The organism is Bacillus sp. RO1, from assembly GCF_012524115.1.
Taxonomy (GTDB): domain Bacteria; phylum Bacillota; class Bacilli; order Bacillales; family Bacillaceae_I; genus Sutcliffiella_A.
In genome coordinates this window covers 47,965-64,678 of sequence record NZ_JAAZWB010000062.1, presented here as the reverse complement: position 1 = coordinate 64,678, position 16,714 = coordinate 47,965, and the positions used below count along the sequence as shown (strand labels likewise).

At 41.6% G+C, this 16,714-nt stretch carries 15 protein-coding genes; 6 read left to right on the top strand and 9 right to left on the bottom strand.

Annotation, left to right across the window (positions count from 1 at the left end; translation table 11 throughout):
* Window positions 1–130: 130 nt before the first annotated feature.
* Window positions 131–901 (bottom strand): enoyl-ACP reductase FabI, encoded by a 771-nt coding sequence (gene fabI / locus HC179_RS08525; RefSeq protein WP_168863942.1) that lies wholly within the window; start codon window positions 899–901, stop codon window positions 131–133.
* A gap of 433 nt (window positions 902–1,334) precedes the next feature.
* Complete coding sequence (locus tag HC179_RS08520) at window positions 1,335–3,398, bottom strand: cation:proton antiporter domain-containing protein (protein WP_168863941.1); 2,064 nt, start codon at window positions 3,396–3,398, stop codon at window positions 1,335–1,337.
* A 212-nt stretch (window positions 3,399–3,610) separates the two neighbouring features.
* On the opposite strand from HC179_RS08520, the gene prpE reads away from it, so the two are divergent.
* Entirely contained in the window at window positions 3,611–4,351 is a 741-nt protein-coding gene (gene prpE / locus HC179_RS08515; protein ID WP_168863940.1) for a bis(5'-nucleosyl)-tetraphosphatase PrpE, read from the top strand.
* Window positions 4,352–4,715: 364 nt separating this feature from the next.
* Here the strand turns inward: prpE and HC179_RS08510 are convergent, their stop codons facing one another.
* From HC179_RS08510 to HC179_RS08495, 4 genes are read right to left on the bottom strand one after another with little or no spacing between them, the layout of a single operon-like run.
* The gene (locus HC179_RS08510; protein ID WP_168863939.1) at window positions 4,716–5,624 is read right to left on the bottom strand and encodes an RluA family pseudouridine synthase; all 909 of its coding nucleotides are present in this window, start codon (window positions 5,622–5,624) and stop codon (window positions 4,716–4,718) included.
* Between the two features lie 15 nt (window positions 5,625–5,639).
* Window positions 5,640–6,437, bottom strand: coding sequence for an NAD kinase (locus HC179_RS08505; protein ID WP_060666649.1), 798 nt, complete (start codon window positions 6,435–6,437; stop codon window positions 5,640–5,642).
* Window positions 6,438–6,453: 16 nt separating this feature from the next.
* Complete coding sequence (gene yjbM, locus HC179_RS08500) at window positions 6,454–7,086, bottom strand: GTP diphosphokinase (protein WP_010192858.1); 633 nt, start codon at window positions 7,084–7,086, stop codon at window positions 6,454–6,456.
* Between the two features lie 15 nt (window positions 7,087–7,101).
* Window positions 7,102–7,470: a UPF0738 family protein gene (locus HC179_RS08495; RefSeq protein ID WP_168863938.1), complete on the bottom strand. Its 369-nt coding sequence runs from the start codon at window positions 7,468–7,470 to the stop codon at window positions 7,102–7,104.
* Window positions 7,471–7,656: 186 nt separating this feature from the next.
* Between HC179_RS08495 and HC179_RS08490 the strand changes: the two genes are divergently transcribed.
* The 5 genes from HC179_RS08490 to HC179_RS08470 all read left to right on the top strand — a co-directional run bounded on the left by HC179_RS08490 (window position 7,657) and on the right by HC179_RS08470 (window position 11,486).
* Complete coding sequence (locus HC179_RS08490) at window positions 7,657–8,265, top strand: CYTH domain-containing protein (protein WP_168863937.1); 609 nt, start codon at window positions 7,657–7,659, stop codon at window positions 8,263–8,265.
* Window positions 8,262–8,930 carry a lytic transglycosylase domain-containing protein gene (locus tag HC179_RS08485; protein WP_168863936.1) on the top strand — a complete coding sequence of 223 codons (669 nt, stop codon included), beginning with the start codon at window positions 8,262–8,264 and terminating at the stop codon, window positions 8,928–8,930. The genes HC179_RS08490 and HC179_RS08485 overlap by 4 nt, the downstream gene beginning before the upstream one ends.
* Window positions 8,931–9,271: 341 nt before the next feature.
* The gene (locus HC179_RS08480) at window positions 9,272–9,688 is read left to right on the top strand and encodes a globin domain-containing protein (RefSeq protein WP_168863935.1); all 417 of its coding nucleotides are present in this window, start codon (window positions 9,272–9,274) and stop codon (window positions 9,686–9,688) included.
* On the top strand, window positions 9,678–10,550 hold the full coding sequence (locus tag HC179_RS08475) for a DsbA family protein (RefSeq protein WP_168863934.1): 873 nt from the start codon (window positions 9,678–9,680) through the stop codon (window positions 10,548–10,550). The genes HC179_RS08480 and HC179_RS08475 overlap by 11 nt, the downstream gene beginning before the upstream one ends.
* A 759-nt stretch (window positions 10,551–11,309) precedes the next feature.
* Window positions 11,310–11,486 carry a hypothetical protein gene (locus tag HC179_RS08470; RefSeq protein WP_168863933.1) on the top strand — a complete coding sequence of 59 codons (177 nt, stop codon included), beginning with the start codon at window positions 11,310–11,312 and terminating at the stop codon, window positions 11,484–11,486.
* Between the two features lie 57 nt (window positions 11,487–11,543).
* Here HC179_RS08470 and pepF read toward each other — a convergent pair whose 3' ends face one another.
* From pepF to cls, 3 genes are all read right to left on the bottom strand, one after another.
* Window positions 11,544–13,358, bottom strand: coding sequence for an oligoendopeptidase F (gene pepF / locus HC179_RS08465; protein ID WP_168864007.1), 1,815 nt, complete (start codon window positions 13,356–13,358; stop codon window positions 11,544–11,546).
* An 82-nt stretch (window positions 13,359–13,440) separates the two neighbouring features.
* Window positions 13,441–14,619: a competence protein CoiA gene (locus HC179_RS08460; RefSeq protein WP_168863932.1), complete on the bottom strand. Its 1,179-nt coding sequence runs from the start codon at window positions 14,617–14,619 to the stop codon at window positions 13,441–13,443.
* Window positions 14,620–15,143: 524 nt separating this feature from the next.
* On the bottom strand, window positions 15,144–16,661 hold the full coding sequence (cls, locus tag HC179_RS08455) for a cardiolipin synthase (RefSeq protein ID WP_168863931.1): 1,518 nt from the start codon (window positions 16,659–16,661) through the stop codon (window positions 15,144–15,146).
* Window positions 16,662–16,714 lie beyond the last annotated feature (53 nt).

The window sequence follows — 16,714 nt, the reverse complement described above, 5'->3', positions numbered from 1 at the left end:
CTATAAAATATGCTAGAGTAGTAAAGGTGGTATAGGTGCATGAGGAGGGGCGAGAGCCAATTTTAAAAGACAGATAGGAAAAAACCATCCCAGGCTTTTAATAGTCCAGAATGGTTTAAGTTAGTTTTTATTATAAGATGTGATACCCTGAATCCACGTGAATATTTTCCCCTGTAATTCCGCGGGACAAGTTACTGAATAAGAACAACGCAGTGTCCCCGACTTCTTCTTGAGTTGTCACTCTGCGAAGTGGAGCAGTTTCTTCAATTTCTTTTAGAATCGAGTTAAAATCACTTACACCTTTTGCTGAAAGTGTACGGATTGGACCTGCGGAAATAGAGTTCACGCGGATGCCGACTTTACCAAGGTCATTAGCTAAATATTTTACGCTTGCATCTAGGCTCGCTTTAGCTACACCCATGACATTGTAGTTAGGAACTACTTTTTCACCACCAAGGTAAGTCAGTGTTACAATGCTTCCGCCTTCAGTCATGATTTCTTTTGCTTCTTTAGCTACAGCTGTTAAAGAGTAGGAACTGATATTGTGTGCAAGCAGAAATCCGTCTCTGGTTGTGTTCATATAATCACCTTGAAGCTCTTCTTTGTTAGCAAACGCGATACAGTGTGCCACACCGTGAATGGTGCCAACCTCTTCTTTAATTTGCTGGAAGCAAGTGTGAACTTCTTCGTCTTTAGTTACATCACACGGAAGAACGATGGAGTCATTTCTTTCTAATGAATCTGCAAGCTCTCTTACACTCTTTTCTAAGCGCTCACCAGCGTAAGTGAATACCAATCGCGCTCCTGCGTCATGTAAGGATCTTGCGATACCCCATGCGATACTTCTTTTATTTGCTACTCCCATTACTACATATGTACGACCATCTAAGGATAAATTCATTGTTTTATATCCTCCTATTTATATAAGTTATTAGTACCTAGTCATAATTATAGCATATAGTTGTCGAAATGCGAACTTATTCTTTTGGGAAGTTGGGGATTAGGTATTTTTGGGCGTTCTATTACCGTTTTTGCTTTTGCAGCCGGGTTTCGGGCTTTGAGAACGCTCCTCTCTTACCATTTTCAACTTTGCAGCTGGGTTTCGGGCTTTGAGAACGCTTCTCTTTTACCATTTTCAACTTTTCAACCGGGTTTCGGGCTTTGAGAACGCTCCTCTCTTACCGTTTTCAACTTTTCAACCGGGTTTCGGGCTTTGAGAACGCTTCTCTCTTACCGTTTCCCCGTTCCAGACTGAGTTTCGGGCGCAGATACAGTAAAAAAAAACAGTGCAGGAATCCTTCCCCCTGCACTGCTTCTTATCAAAATAATACAAATCAATCATAATCCCTGCCAAGCAGTACTTCTTTTGGTATTTCCGTTCCGCGCGTTCCACGCGTATCTTCTTTTTCCTCACGTGGATAGAAGATGATAAAGCTTTCAGGGTTAATTTTTGCAAGTTTACCAGGAATCTTTTCCAATTGCGGATGCCAGCCGGTGGTCCCTCTTCTAGCGCTCAAAACAACTACCAGGTCATCTGGCTGCAGAGTCGGCAGCTTGTTTTCATAAAGTGCCGTCCAACCCTCCACCCATTCCACAATCGTCGGAGGATTTGGTTTGATTTCGCGCATATGCGCTTTATAAACATCTGGAAATCCTTTAATCACATAGCATTGAATGGTTGCACCAAGATTGCTGGCAATTAATTTTATTGTGGCTAGTGCATCCCAATACCCCGGTTTATGGTCAATCCCTTTTGGAAGAATCAGCACTATCCGTTTAGTTGTATTTAATGGATGGCCTAGCTTAGAGATCAACACCGACACGTTCGTCTGGTCTAGCACCTGATCAATGACACCGCCGAAAATTTTCTGAGGTGCTGTACGTTCTCCGTTCCAGCCTGCAACAAGGGTGGTAATACGTTCTTCTGCGATGGCTCTGTTAATTCCAATCGCGATATTGCGGTCCACCCTTGTTGTCACACGGATTGGAACATCCGCTCCACTGGAATAGGAAACCGCTTGGCCAAGCATTTTCTCTGCTTTTGCCACATCCCCATCTGCTCCCCACATGTCCCGCTGCACCACACTTAGAGCATACAATGGATGCTCGACAGAATTGGATTGTCTTATGACAAATGCAAGGTCCATCAAGGACTCCATCGTATTTGGATTGGCGATTGGAATCAAGATTCGCTCTGGTGCCTCTCCTTTTTGTACTGGCATCATTTCTTCTTCAAGTGCGAGTTTACGACCATATTTTTCAACTAGATATGGGCCAACAATACACGTAATTAAAATCATGATGATAACTCCGTTAACCGTTGCCTGATCCAACAGCCCGACATTAAATCCAACAAGAGTAGCAGCAAGCGTTGCGGCAGCCTGTGGAGTGGTAAGACCGAAAATCACCATTTTTTCATCTTTAGAGTAGTTATAAAACTTACTTGTTAGCACCGCGGCGATATACTTGCTCACCAAAAGCCCTAGCACAATGGCAATGGTTAAAACCCATGCCTTCGCATTGCCGACAAGTACACTTAAATCCATCAGCATCCCGACAGATAACAGGAAAAAGGGAATGAAAATGCTGTTGGCAGTAAATCGTATTCTATTCATCAATGGGCCTTGGTCGAAAATAAAACGGTTTAGCGCCAGACCCACTAAAAATGCCCCGATAATCGGCTGCAGACCTGCAATAAGAGCCAATGATCCTGCTGTGAAAAGCATGACCATGACATAGATAAACTCTCCGGTTCCCTCCGTCGCAATGTTTCTGAAGAACCACCTAGAAAGATAAGGGGTTCCCAAAAAGATAATTGCGACAAAGACGATTAAGGAGAATGTTAATTTTATTCCAAAATAAATATCCAGTTCTCCTGATGCTGCCCCTGTAATTACTGCAAGCACCAATAGGGCAAATGTATCCGTTAAAATACTACCACCAACAGCTGTGGTTATTGCTTTACTTTTCCCAATCCCTAGACGGCTGGCAATCGGGTAGCCTAAAAGAGTATGCGAGCCAAGTATCGAGCCAATTAAGATAGCGGCTGCCATACTATATCCGAGCAGCAGACTAATCACTGTACCAACAGCTAATGGGATCCAAAACGAAAGCATACCGTATACAATGCTTCGGTTTCGGTATTTTTTAAAGCCATCCAAGTCCATCTCAAGTCCTGCAATGAACATGATGAAAAGCAAACCGACCGTACCAAGCAACTCAATCGTAGAGCTTCTCTCTAACACTGCCAATCCGTTGGGTCCAATGATGACACCCGCCAAAATTGGTCCAATTAACCCCGGTATCCGCAACAATTTCATGAAATAGGGAAAAATGAAAAAGATGATCATGGCAATTGTAAAAACTAATACCGGTTCTTTTATTGGTAATTCAAACATGCTATCTTCCCCGATCATTTTGTATGTAATAAGCAAAAATTATATCATGTTTTTATTACGCTAAAACAGTAATCTGATAAATATTTCATGAAAAATTTACATTGATGGTAGAATGAAGATATTAACAGTAGTATGAACTTTTTCCTTTTTTCTCACTCATTTGTATGGGGAAACTGGAAAAGATATGTCCATAAAAGGAGAGTTCTGACTTTATGAAAATTGATGTTATTGGTGATATCCATGGGTGTATAAAGGAATTTAAGGGCTTGCTTAAAGAATTGGGCTATTTTGAGATTGATGGCTTATATAAACACCCTGAAGATAGAAAACTTGCATTTGTGGGAGATCTTACTGACAGAGGTTCTGACTCAATCGGCGTGGTGAAAATTGTTTATGACTTGGTTGAAGAGGGACTTGGTTATTATGTTCCCGGAAATCATTGCAATAAACTGTACCGTTTTCTTTTAGGAAACAAAGTTCAGCATACTCATGGATTGGAGACGACCGTGGCGGAATTTGAGGCGCTTTCTGGCGCAGAACAGGACCGCTTTCGGAAGATGTTTATCAAACTGTATGAGGAATCACCTCTCTATCAAGTGTTGGATGATGGTAAACTTATCGTCGCTCATGCAGGCATTAAAAAGGACTACATAGGCAAGGAGGGGAAAAAAGTAAAAACCTTTGTACTTTACGGCGATATTACCGGAGAATTTCACGAGAACGGCATGCCAGTACGCCGCGACTGGGCACAAGAGTATGACGGAGATGCCTGGATCATCTATGGACACACTCCTGTTCGCGAAGTGAGAATCGTCAATAACACAGCCAATATTGACACAGGTGCGGTTTTTGGTGGGAAGCTCTCTGCCTTGCGATACCCTGAGATGGAGACGGTTTCTGTGGATTCGGGGATGCCGTTTGTGAAGGAAAAATTCCGGGAGTTGTGGGACTGACTTAGAGGAAAGCGCATATCATATGGGATGCCAGTTGAGTTTGTTGGAAAGGGTCTGGCTGGGACAGCGACGGTTTGGCGGCGTAAATGTGACTGCAACAACGGGAATCCGCCTCAATGGTTCGGCGCTAAAAGTTGCGTTTTCCTCAATCGGGCGATAATTAGAATTTATGGGCGATTACTAATAGTAATCGGGCGACTTTTTGGAAATACGGGCGATAATTTCGATTTACGGGCGATTTTTCAAGTTTACGGGCGAAAATTAGTAATTACGGGAGTTTCCTATTAATTTCCAGACCAAACCCACTCGCGTCGTCAGCTAACCAGCCCCACAATAAAAAGAAAGCTGACATCCACATGGTTCGTCAGCTCCCCCCCAGCACTCTTTTCATATCCTCCGGCAACTCGCATCGAAACGTCATCTTCCGCTCTTCCACGGGATGAAAGAAGCTCAACTCACAGCTGTGCAACGCCTGACGTGACATTCCAGCTACCACAAAACCTCCGTATAAACTGTCACCAAGTAACGGATGTCCGATATGCGCCATATGCACTCGGATCTGATGAGTTCGCCCCGTCTCCAAGTGCAACGTCACATAGCTCCAATACGCTCCAATACGAAGCACCTCATAATGAGTAACCGCACGCTGTCCGTCATCCCGGACCTCGCGCTCAATGATACTGGTAGCCTTGCGACCGATTGGCGCATCTACCGTCCCACTGGAGCTTACTTCTTCAGCATTCATTCCCCCATGAACCAACGCTTCATACCGACGCTTGACTCCAAAATCCCGCTGTTGCAAGGAAAATAGATGATGTGCATGGCGGTGCTTGGCAATAAGCATCACTCCTGATGTATCAAGGTCCAGCCTAGTAACAATATGAATGGTTGCGTTTATACCCTTTGACCTATAGTAACCCAGCACACCATTGGCAAGTGTACCAAAACGATGCTCCCTTGACGGTATGGATGCCATACCAGCAGGCTTGTTCACAACGAGCACATACTCATCTTCATAAATGATATCCAAAGGAATGTCCTCGGCCACCAGATCATCACTTGGCTCTTCTTTTGGAAAAAACACTTCAACCATATCGCCTTCGTGCAGAACATATCGCACAGTAACGGCGCTGCCATTGACATCCAGCGCCCCACCGTTAAATTTTATATCGATCAATGCTCCTTTGGAAATCTGTTTTTCTTTCAAAAAATCCCTTAGAAGCTTGCCTTCATCTTGCTGACCAACTTGAAAGCTGAGACGAAATTGTTCCATACAAAACCAATCCTCTTATTTATCCGTAATAAATGAATCGCTAACTCGTTTCCAGAAAGGGAAAGGACGGAAGCGTGCAAAGCGAATTTTTTCTTTTGCTACACGGCTTTGAATTGATTTTACATCCTTATGTAGCAGCGTCAAATGGTCAATGGTGATTTGATAGTCCACATCATTGACTGGCTTTAAAAGACAGGTATGGTGCTGGGGCAATACAAGTGGTGATCCGATGGTACGGAATACCCTGTTATTAATGGAAGCCATCTCTGCCAGCTGGATTGCAGGTAGAGATGGATGCAAGATTGCCCCGCCTAACGCTTTATTATAGGCGGTACTGCCTGACGGAGTGGAAATACATAGTCCATCACCACGGAACGTTTCGAATAACTGTCCCTTAATCTCCACATCCATAACCAAGGTCCCTTCCACACTTTTAACCGTGCATTCGTTTAATGCCAAGTAACGTGCTTCTCTTCCCCCATCATTGTAACGGATTATCACTTCTAATAGAGGATACTCCACAATTTGATAAGGAGTCTTGGCTATTGCAATGACCAGTTTTTCAATCTCTTCAGGCACCCAATCAGCATAAAAGCCTAGGTGACCTGTATGGACCCCGATGAAAGCAGTCTTATCCAGGCGGCTGCGGTAGCGATGAAACGCGTATAGAAGTGTCCCGTCACCACCGACAGAAACAACCAAATCAGGCTGATCTTCATCGTAAATCAAATCAAAATCCTGCAAGTAGGTCCTCATTTTGTGCATCAAAGTATTTGACACCGAGTCACCTTTGGAGGTTATGGCAAATTTCATACTCCCACCCCTTTTGTTAGTTCGAATCTAGCTCTTTTTTACGAGAAAAGATCGCTTGTGCTTCTTGGATTTCTCCTCGGATCTGCGACATTTCCGCATCTAGTAAATACGCCGCTTCCGCTGCACGAACAAGTCTTTCCTTTATATCTTGAGGAAATTGGCCGCTATATTTGTAGTTCAGAGAGTGCTCAATCGTTGCCCAGAAGTTCATGGCAAGTGTCCTGATTTGAATCTCAACAAGGATTTTCTTTTCCCCTTCAATTGTTTGTACAGGATAACGCACAACGACATGATAGGAGCGATAGCCGCTATTTTTTCGAGAGGAAATGTAATCTCGTTCTTCTACGATTTCAAAATCATTACGAATCCGGAGAATTTCCACCACTCTATGTATATCATCAACAAACTGACACATCATGCGGACACCAGCAATGTCCTGCATTTCATCTTCCAGCTTTTCAAGCGATATGCCCTTTCGTGTCGCTTTATCCAAGATACTTGCGATCGGCTTGACCCTTCCTGTGACAAATTCAATTGGTGAATGCTCTGATTGCATTTTAAATTGCCCTCGCATCCCCTTTAGTTTCACTTTCATTTCATCTATTGCCTGTTTATAAGGCGCTAAAAACAAATCCCAGTGTTGTATCATAATTGGCCAAACCCCTTAAAAAATCTCGTTTACTCTTCTCTCCATCTCTTCCCCATAATTGGCGTTGTCTTTTATATTTTCTATTAAGTACCCTAGTTCTTCTTCTATGTTTGTCAGCAGTAATGCCGTCTTACCCACTACAAGAACTATCGCCTTCTTTTCTTGCAATGCCTTTTTCACATCATTCCAAAAATCATCCTTGATGCTTACATAGATAAATTCCGTCGCTGTCTCCAGCTTATAAATAAATGCGAGATTGTCTGAATCCACCAGCATTTGATTGCTCGCAGACACTTGATCTAGCGGAAAAGATACAGAATCCGCCTCTAGCAAAAGTTGTTGTTCACTCCATGATGTTTTCTTAATTTCAATTCTTTTTTGCATAATAATCTCCTTCCAACCTAAATCCTACTCATATATTATCATAATTCCCTTCCTTCAACGAAATGGAAACCTAACTTTTTACCAAATTATTGTGTTTCATGATTCCTATAAGAATGTCACTTAAACATTGCCTTCCCTCAAAAAGCAAGTAATAATAGAAGTATATCAATTATGAGAGGTAAAACTATGACTAACCAAGAAATCGAAATTGAATTTAAAAACTTATTGACCTTTGATGAATTTACATCTCTCTGTTCGGCATTCAAAGTGAAATCGGATGACTTTTTCACGCAGGAAAACCATTATTTTGACACACCTGCGTTTGCCCTGAAGGACAAAGGCTGTGCCCTTCGCATTCGAAAAAAAGGAGACACATTCACGCTTACCTTAAAACAACCCGCTAAAGAAGGACTTTTAGAAACACATCAGATTGTGTCAGAAAATGAATTTCAAACGATGAAAAGCGAAAAAGGCTTGGTCAACGGAATTATCTCCACTATTTTAAAAGAGGATCTAAATATCTCCCCATCTGAAGTAATCTATTTTGGCTCATTGAAAACAAACCGCGCCGAACTTCCTTACAAAGATGGATTATTAGTATTAGATGAAAGCAATTATATGGATACTAGCGACTTTGAGCTGGAATATGAAGTAAAAGATTACGCAGAAGGCGAAAAATTATTCCACGAACTTCTTGATGCGTATGGAATCCCTCTACGTGAAACGAAAAATAAAATTGTAAGATTTTACGAGGCGAAAGCTTGTGCACTTACAGGGGAAGAGGATCAAATATGAACGTTGAACAACTCAAATCCATGATGCAACTTCAAGCTCTGCAAGGATTAGAAAATAAGCAATCCGCCCGATCTGGTTCCTCACTTCCATTTTCTACTGTGTTGTCGGGTATGATGGCTACTCATACAGGGAATTCCCCTATGCAAGGACAGAACTCTTCTTTTTCCCATCCATTAAATACAGCATTGCTTTCCATGAATGCAAGCTTTTTGGAAGCGGAGATTGGTAAAAGTAATGCGCCAATCCATGCTAGTGGAACTTTAGGAAAATATAAAAGTGTAGCAGAACGTACAGATTTTGAAGAAATTATTGAGGATGCTTCTGTAAAATATGGAGTCGACCCAAAACTAATTAAAGCGATCATCCAACAAGAATCAAATTTTAATTCAACTGCAATAAGCCATGCAGGAGCAACCGGTTTAATGCAGCTCATGCCTCAAACAGCAAAAGGACTTGGTGTTACTAATGCACTCGACCCTCGCCAAAATATAATGGGCGGCACTAAATACATCCGTCAGATGCTCGATAAGTACGACGGCAACCTAACCCTCGCACTGGCTGCTTACAATGCAGGCCCAGGCAACGTAGACAAATACAACGGAGTACCCCCTTTCAAAGAAACCATGAACTACGTCAGAAAGGTTACTGGGAATTATCAGGCTTAAATTTTATAAGAAACACCACGCATGCAAAAGAAAATTTCGTGCGCGGTGTTTTTTATTTTGCCTATGAAGATGAAGTGTAGTCTATTGCTGTTGATTGGAGCAAAAGGCGAAGACTCCTGCGGGGAAGTAACGGTAGATTGAGACCCCTGAAGCGTTGTGAGGAGGCTCAAGCACCGTCCCGCGGAAAGCGAAGCCGTTTGCGGAAATCAACAGCGGTGTTTAACCAATCAACTCCCTTTTTTCCCTATTTTTTGCAAGGGTGGAATCGAATTGTTTGAGATATAATAACCACATTGCTAAAATATACATACAATCGTTACTTTAGATATAAGGAGTTAAAAATGATGGATAACATACAATCACCTTTTGAAGCTGTTGGCGGAGAGCAAGTTATTGATGAACTTGTAGACGCATTTTACGATCGTGTAGGTCGCCATCCCAGTTTAGCTCCTATTTTCCCGAATGATTTGACGGAAACAGCAAGGAAGCAAAAGCAATTTCTTACCCAGTACTTAGGAGGACCACCTCTTTATACGAGTGAGCACGGGCACCCAATGCTTCGTGCACGTCATATGCCTTTTGAAATTACACCAAAGCGTGCGAAAGCATGGCTTGCATGCATGGAAGAGGCAATGGATGAAGTGGAACTTGAGGGTTCATATCGAAAAGAATTTTTTCAGCGTTTAGTACTAACTGCTCAACATATGATCAATACCCCAGACAAACCTGAAGAAAAGGAAGATTCATGTGACCTGTAATGATAAGAAATTATTTTATTTACAAAACATTCAACACACTACCAATAAACCGATAGAGATTTACTTCTTCATCGATCCGCTCTGCCCGGAGTGTTGGGCATTGGAACCGATGCTTAAAAAGTTATATGTGCAGTACGGACAGTATTTCACGATCAAGCATATTGTAACGGGACAATTGACATCCCTCAACCTAGCTAAAAAACATTATGCTGCGTCCATGGCCCAAGTCTGGGAACGCACTGCAACCCGCTCCGGGATGTCCTGTGATGGGTCCTTGTGGCTTGAGAATCCAATTGAATCGCCTTATGTTGCATCTATTGCAATAAAGGCTGCCGAGCTTCAAGGACGTAAGGCAGGAATTAAATACTTGCGTAAGTTACAAGAGGTATTGTTCCTTGAGAAACAGAATATCTCTGAACTACCAGTTTTAATGGAATGTGCGGAGTCTGTAGGACTCGACATGGAAGAGTTTGAAAAGGATATGAACGGGGATTGTGCATCAAAGGCCTTGAATTGTGACTTTAAAATCACTAATGAGATGGACGTTTCCGAGATCCCTACTCTTGTGTTCTTTAACGAAAATATTGAAGAGGAAGGTATTAAGGTTTCAGGCTATCATTCCTATGAAGTGTATGTCCACATTCTGCAAGACATGCTAGGGGAACAGCCATTTCCGAAGATGCTGCCACCACTAGAGGATTTCTTATCACAGTTTTCGTTTGTTGCAACAAAGGAAATATCGGTAGTCTATAACCTGCCGATTGTAGAAGTAGAGCATGAGTTAAAGAAGCTGCAACTAGCACAACGCGTGGAAAAAGTTCCAGTCAAGTATGGGACGTTTTGGAGATATCTTGCGAATTGATTTCAATATACAAGAACGAGATCGTGTAAACGGAGAGGTAAACTAATGATGTTTGCCTTCTGATTTGCCGGAAATAGAGGTTGAGAACAACTTCTTTGGCTACTAAGGTCGAAGGAGTTGTTTTTTGATTTTAGAGATATTAATTTGCATGAAGAGGGGGCGGGTATCCGCGCTGGAGTTATCATGTCTTCCGTTACGTTTATTGCAATGAGTTAGATTTAGCGAATCGCCCGTATTTTTTTATTTTCGCCCGAAAGCCTCTTAAAATCACCCGTAAACTGAAATTATCGCCCGAAAGCGGTACATTTTCACCCGTAAATTCAAAAAATCTCCCGTATTTTCTGAAAATTCCCCGATTCCATTTTTCCGCTGCGCAGCCGTTGCAAATCCCAGTCAGCATGGGGACTGCTGAGCGCTCTAATGTCTTTAGCACCTCTATGAAAACAGCCAAGGCCTCTTATCAATTCATTCTGAGTCTAAAAATAGGAAAAGCCCTGGTCAACGGGACCAGGGCTAATCTATTGTCATTAAAGACAACAAAGGGGATGGGAGAAATTTTTCACGGTCAAACAAAGGGGTATATGTTTGTTTGTGAATCGTTTCACAGTTATAAATATATCAGATGCCATTGACTTTTGACAAGAGGTTAGACTTCTATTTCACAACTTTGTCACAAACGAATTTTTCTGTAATGAATCTCCAACTTTTACGTACATATAACTAGTAGAGGTACAAGTCTAGTTGGAAGGAGCAGCATTTATGTCAAAAATACCGTTCATCTTTTCCATCGTATTTATTCTGTTCAGCCTTTTCATTAATATTCTTGGACTTATGAAGCTTTACCCAATTTATTTTACCTCGCCTTTATTATTCTTTTCCTTATTCCTATTAATTGCGCTATTAAACAATCAGCGCAGGTTTAAAGGATTCAAATAACAGTTCCTCCCCATAAAGAAAAACCACCTCATGACAAGGTGGTCTTCATTTGCATTCTTACGAAAGCAATTCTTCCATCTCTTTTAACTTCTCTTCAAATACCTTACATGCTTCTTCAATTGGATTGGATTGAGTCATATCCACTCCAGCCTTTTTCAACACTTCGATTGGATAATCCGAGCTTCCCGCTTTCAAGAATTCAAGGTAACGGTCCACAGCAGGCTGTCCTTCTTCTAGGATCTGCTTGCTTAGTGCTGTTGCTGCACTATAACCTGTTGCATATTGGTATACATAATAGTTGTAATAGAAGTGAGGGATTCTCGCCCACTCTAAGCCAATTTCTTCATCAATTGTAATGTTCTCGCCAAAGTATTTCTTGTTCAATTCATAGTACGTTTCTGTTAAAAGGTCTGCCGTTAATGCTTCCCCATTTTGTGCCAGCTCATGAATCTTGTGCTCAAATTCAGCAAACATCGTTTGACGGAACACTGTACCACGGAAACCTTCTAAATAGTGGTTCAACAAGTATAGGCGTTTTTTGTCATCATCTACTGTTTTTAACAGATAGTCATTTAAAAGTGCTTCGTTGCATGTAGATGCTACTTCTGCCACGAAAATAGAGTAATTACCGTACGGATATGGCTGGGTTTTTCTTGTATAGTAACTGTGTACAGAATGACCGAACTCATGTGCAAGCGTGAACAGGTTATTCACATTGTCCTGCCAGTTCATTAAAATGTAAGGGTTAGTGCCATATGTCCCGGAAGAATAGGCACCAGAACGCTTGCCTTTGTTCTCTTGAACGTCCACCCATCTGTTGTCGAAACCTTCTTTTACAATATCCAGATACTCTTGACCTAGTGGCGCAAGCCCTTTAAGTAAATAGTCCTTCGCTTCTTCGTATGAAACCTTCATGTTAGCCTCTTTGATTAGCGGAGTGTAAAGATCATACATGTGCAACTCTTCTACACCAAGAACTTTTTTACGAAGATCTACATAACGGTGTAATAGGTGCAAGTTTTTATTGATTGTGTTGACCAGATTATCATACACTGTCTCTGGGATATTGTTATTGCTTAATGCAGATTGCCGTGCAGAATCATAGTTGCGGACCTTCGCTTGGAAGTTGTCCTTTTTCACCGCTCCACCTAATGTGCTTGAGAATGTGTTGCGATATTTTCCGTATGTTTCATATACTGCTTTAAATGCATTTTTTCTCACTTCTTGGTCTTCGCTTTCTAGGAAGCGAATGTAGCGGCCGTGCGTAATTTCTATTTCTTCCCCGTTTTCATCCTTTACAGATGGGAAAGTAATATCGGCATTGTTCAACATTCCAAATGTGTTTGAGGAAGCGGATAACACTTCAGAAGCTTCTGCCAGCAACGCTTCCTCTTTCGCGGACAACACATGCGGACGTTGGCGATTGATTTCGTCTAAAGAGTGTTCATATAATGCAAGTTCTTTATTCTCTTTGAGAAACTTGGCAATGTCTTCTTCTTTCATCGTCAAGATTTCTGGCACCACAAAGGAAAGCGCGCTCGCCACTTGTGTGTAAAGATTTGTTGCACGGTCATTCAACCCTTGGTAGAAGGAGTTGGTTGTATCTTGATCGTAACGCATATGTGCATATGTATAGAGCTTACCTAAACGACTGGAGATAGAATCTTGGTACTGTAACGCTTCAAACAATGCATCAGCAGACTGGGAAAGTTTCCCCTCATAATCCTTAATTTTTCCAATCATTCCCTTTACTTCTTGAAACTCTTTTTCCCATGCTTCATCACTTGGGAAAATATCCTCCAATCTCCATGTATCCTCCACAGAGATGTCTTTGCGTTCTTGTAATTTCTTAACAGCAGTTTGTTCCGCCATCATTAAACCCCCTTAAAAATAAAAAATGCATCCTATAACCTATTCGACACGTCCTTATTATTCCCTTTTTTGTTTTATTAATCTAAGATTGTTTTAGATGCAACAGGTATTCCAATACAATCCGATCTTGCTTGTAAACGTCTTGCATGGACGTTAACGAAAGCTCCTTTTTGATTTTCCGATATATAACAGGGGTTTCCCGTTTTAAAGCCCCAATGGAGACGAGAGTGTCCAAGTATTCCAGAATCGCATCCTCATAGGACCCGACCTTTACTAGAGGCAACTCTCTTATCGTAATCTGCGAACCCTTAATACGGCGTTTAAAGTTTTGTAATAGGGTAGGGACATGAATAATCGAATGTAATGGTGTATGGAAAATAGAATCAAAGTAAAGCCATGCCTGCCATTCAATAACAGGAGTATGCAATCTGTAAAACGAAGGAACAGGGAGACCGATTTCAGCCGGAAACAACGAAAGAGGGATGTTCATTTTAGCATAGCAATATTTTCTTAAGTGATTATAGGGTTTATATAGGGAGTAGACATACCTCCATTTTTTCTTATAGTCGAGAAAATGTTCTTTCCAAGATGGGCCTTGAATATTCTGCATAATTGGATGCTCGAGCCAACTCTTGCTTGTCACAGACGAAATATAGGTGGTAGAAGTGTTAAAGGAAAATGAAGGGTAGAGATAATAATAGAGTGTCGAATTGGGGCAAAATGCTAGGATATACGGAGTACTGTGCGCGTTATGCCGTTGAAGAAATTGCCATTGAAAGGGTGAAAACTTCATTTGTGGTTGTATGTTTCCTATTTTTTCTTTTCCGAGTATCCATATCGGCTTGATGTGTGAGCTTTCATAAAGCTTTGTCCTCAGATTGAACTCTGATTTAGAAATGGTAGAGCATTGAAATTCGAATGCATACTTTCGATTTTCTGTTTCCAAGTAAACATCTGCTCTTTGATTTGTGTTCGGGATATAATGTTCAAGTATTGTTGTATTCTGTGAGTGGAGAAGGCTTTCGTATAGCTTGGCTTTACCTTCAAGATGGTAAGGAGTTTCTGATTCTGAGGAGGCATTGCACGAGTCGTTCATATGGGCAAAATGTACTTTTCTTACCTGTCCATGTTTTAATCGGAGAGTTCGATGACAAGCTGGACAGAAAAACATCTCCCCTTTTGTAAGGCGTACAACATCTTCCCGGTTCTTCCAATCTAATAAAGAAAAGAAAGATCCGTCCTTTCTTTTTGCAACAAACATTTCAACACACCTTTCGGTAGATATTTTTACACCACTATACCATTCGCCGTCCTTAGACAAATTCCTTCAAAAATTTTGAAATGAATTTTACTATCCTTACTTTTTCAACTCAATAACTTTAGTTTATTGGTTAACCTCCGCTATTGATTTCCGCAAATGGCTTCGCTTTCCTAGGGGCTGACGTGAGCCTCCTCGGCTATGCCCTGCGGGTCTCCACCTAGCGCAATCTCCCTCAGGAGTCTTCGCCTTTTGCTCCAATCTACAGCTATAAATTACAGAACAACAAAAAGTTTATTCTTTTTTAGTTAACTCACTTAGATCCCTTTTAATAATCCTTAAGTGATTGAAGTCACCTTGTTGATTGGAGTGGAAGGCGCGCAGACGCCCGCGGGAGGAAGGGACAGGTGAGGCCCCTCACGCGGAGTGAGGAGGCTCACGGACCGCCCGCAGGCAAGCGAAACGCCTGGAACGGAAATCAACTGTATTATAATTCATACAAAAAAACCGGAAAATTTTTCCCGGTTTTATAAAAGTGGAGAGGCCAGTCTTGCCAACGATTCAAACACCTTCTGATAAAAAGGACGGTTTGCAAAAACCTCTTTTGCTATCGGTTTCGCATCATGTAAATCTTGCTCATAATCTTCAACAAGTGTCTTCACACTATCGGTATTGTATAAAAAAGCATTCACTTCAAAATTCAGATGGAAGCTTCGCATGTCCATATTCGCTGTCCCAATGGATGCGACCTGTTCATCGACAACCACCACCTTACTATGCAGAAAGCCTTTTTCATATTGAAAAATCTTCACCCCTGCTTCCATCATTTCTGGAAAATAGGATCTTGAAGCATAGTAAACAATTCGCTTATCTGGCCGTTTTGGCACCAATAATCGCACGTCCAAACCGCTTAGTGCCGCCACCTTCAGCGCAGTGAAGATATCATCATCAGGGACAAAGTACGGAGAGGCAATCCATATGGACCTGCGAGCGGAAGTGATCATGGAGAAATATAAACTTTTGATCACTTCCCACTCCTGATCTGGGCCTCCTGCAATCATTTGAACTCCACCATATTTCTTCCCTTCTCCGTTTGCCAAGGCCGGAGTCAGATAGCTCGGGGTAAGCAGAGATTCGTCTGTTGCGTAATACCAGTCCTGGAGAAATATTAACTGAAGCGTCCTAACAGCTTCTCCTCTTACATATAAATGTGTATCCCTCCAGAAACCAAAATATTCATCACGACCCAGATACTCATCCCCGATATTCAGGCCCCCAACAAAACCTACATCCCCATCCACGACAATGATTTTCCGATGGTTGCGAAAGTTTATTTTATTATTAAATACAGGCACCCTTACAGGTGAGAACGATACAATTTCTACTCCTGCGGCACGGAGCTCCTTTATGTATTTACCGCCCAATTGAAAGCTACCCACTGCATCAAACAGAAAACGTACCTGTACCCCGTTCTTAGCCTTTTCAATTAATAAATTTTTTATTTGCGTACCAATTTCATCATCTCTAACAATGTAATATTCAAAATGGATATGATGTTTAGCTTTGCTGATTTCTTCCAAAATCCTGGTGAAAGTCTGATTTCCGTTAGTCAGAACTACTGTTTCGGTATCGAAGGAGATGGGACTCCTTCCAATATTTTGTGAAAGTTGAAAAATACCTTTCTTACTCTCATCCAGGAGACGCATATCCTGTTCAGTGTATTCTCTCGTTCCTTCGACTTCCTCCAGTACCTCCTTGTCCAAAAGGGCTTTCCTTTGAAAAAGCCTCCTCTTCCTGACATTTCGTCCAAATATCAAATAAAAGAAAAATCCGAGTACAGGAAAACTCCCCAAGACAACCAGCCAAGTGAGTGTTCTGGTCGGATGTCTATTCTCGAGGGAAATTAAAAAAGCGATAAAAACGACAGAAATTGTAAAAAATATAGAAATGGATCCAAGTAACCAGCCTTCCCAAAGACCTTGGGTTGCAAATAAAACGGCACCAATTACTAAAATAAATACGATAACACGAATGGTATTTTTCAACTGACTCACTTCTCCTCTATCCTAGAGCGCACACGCCAAATCTTTCTGTTACT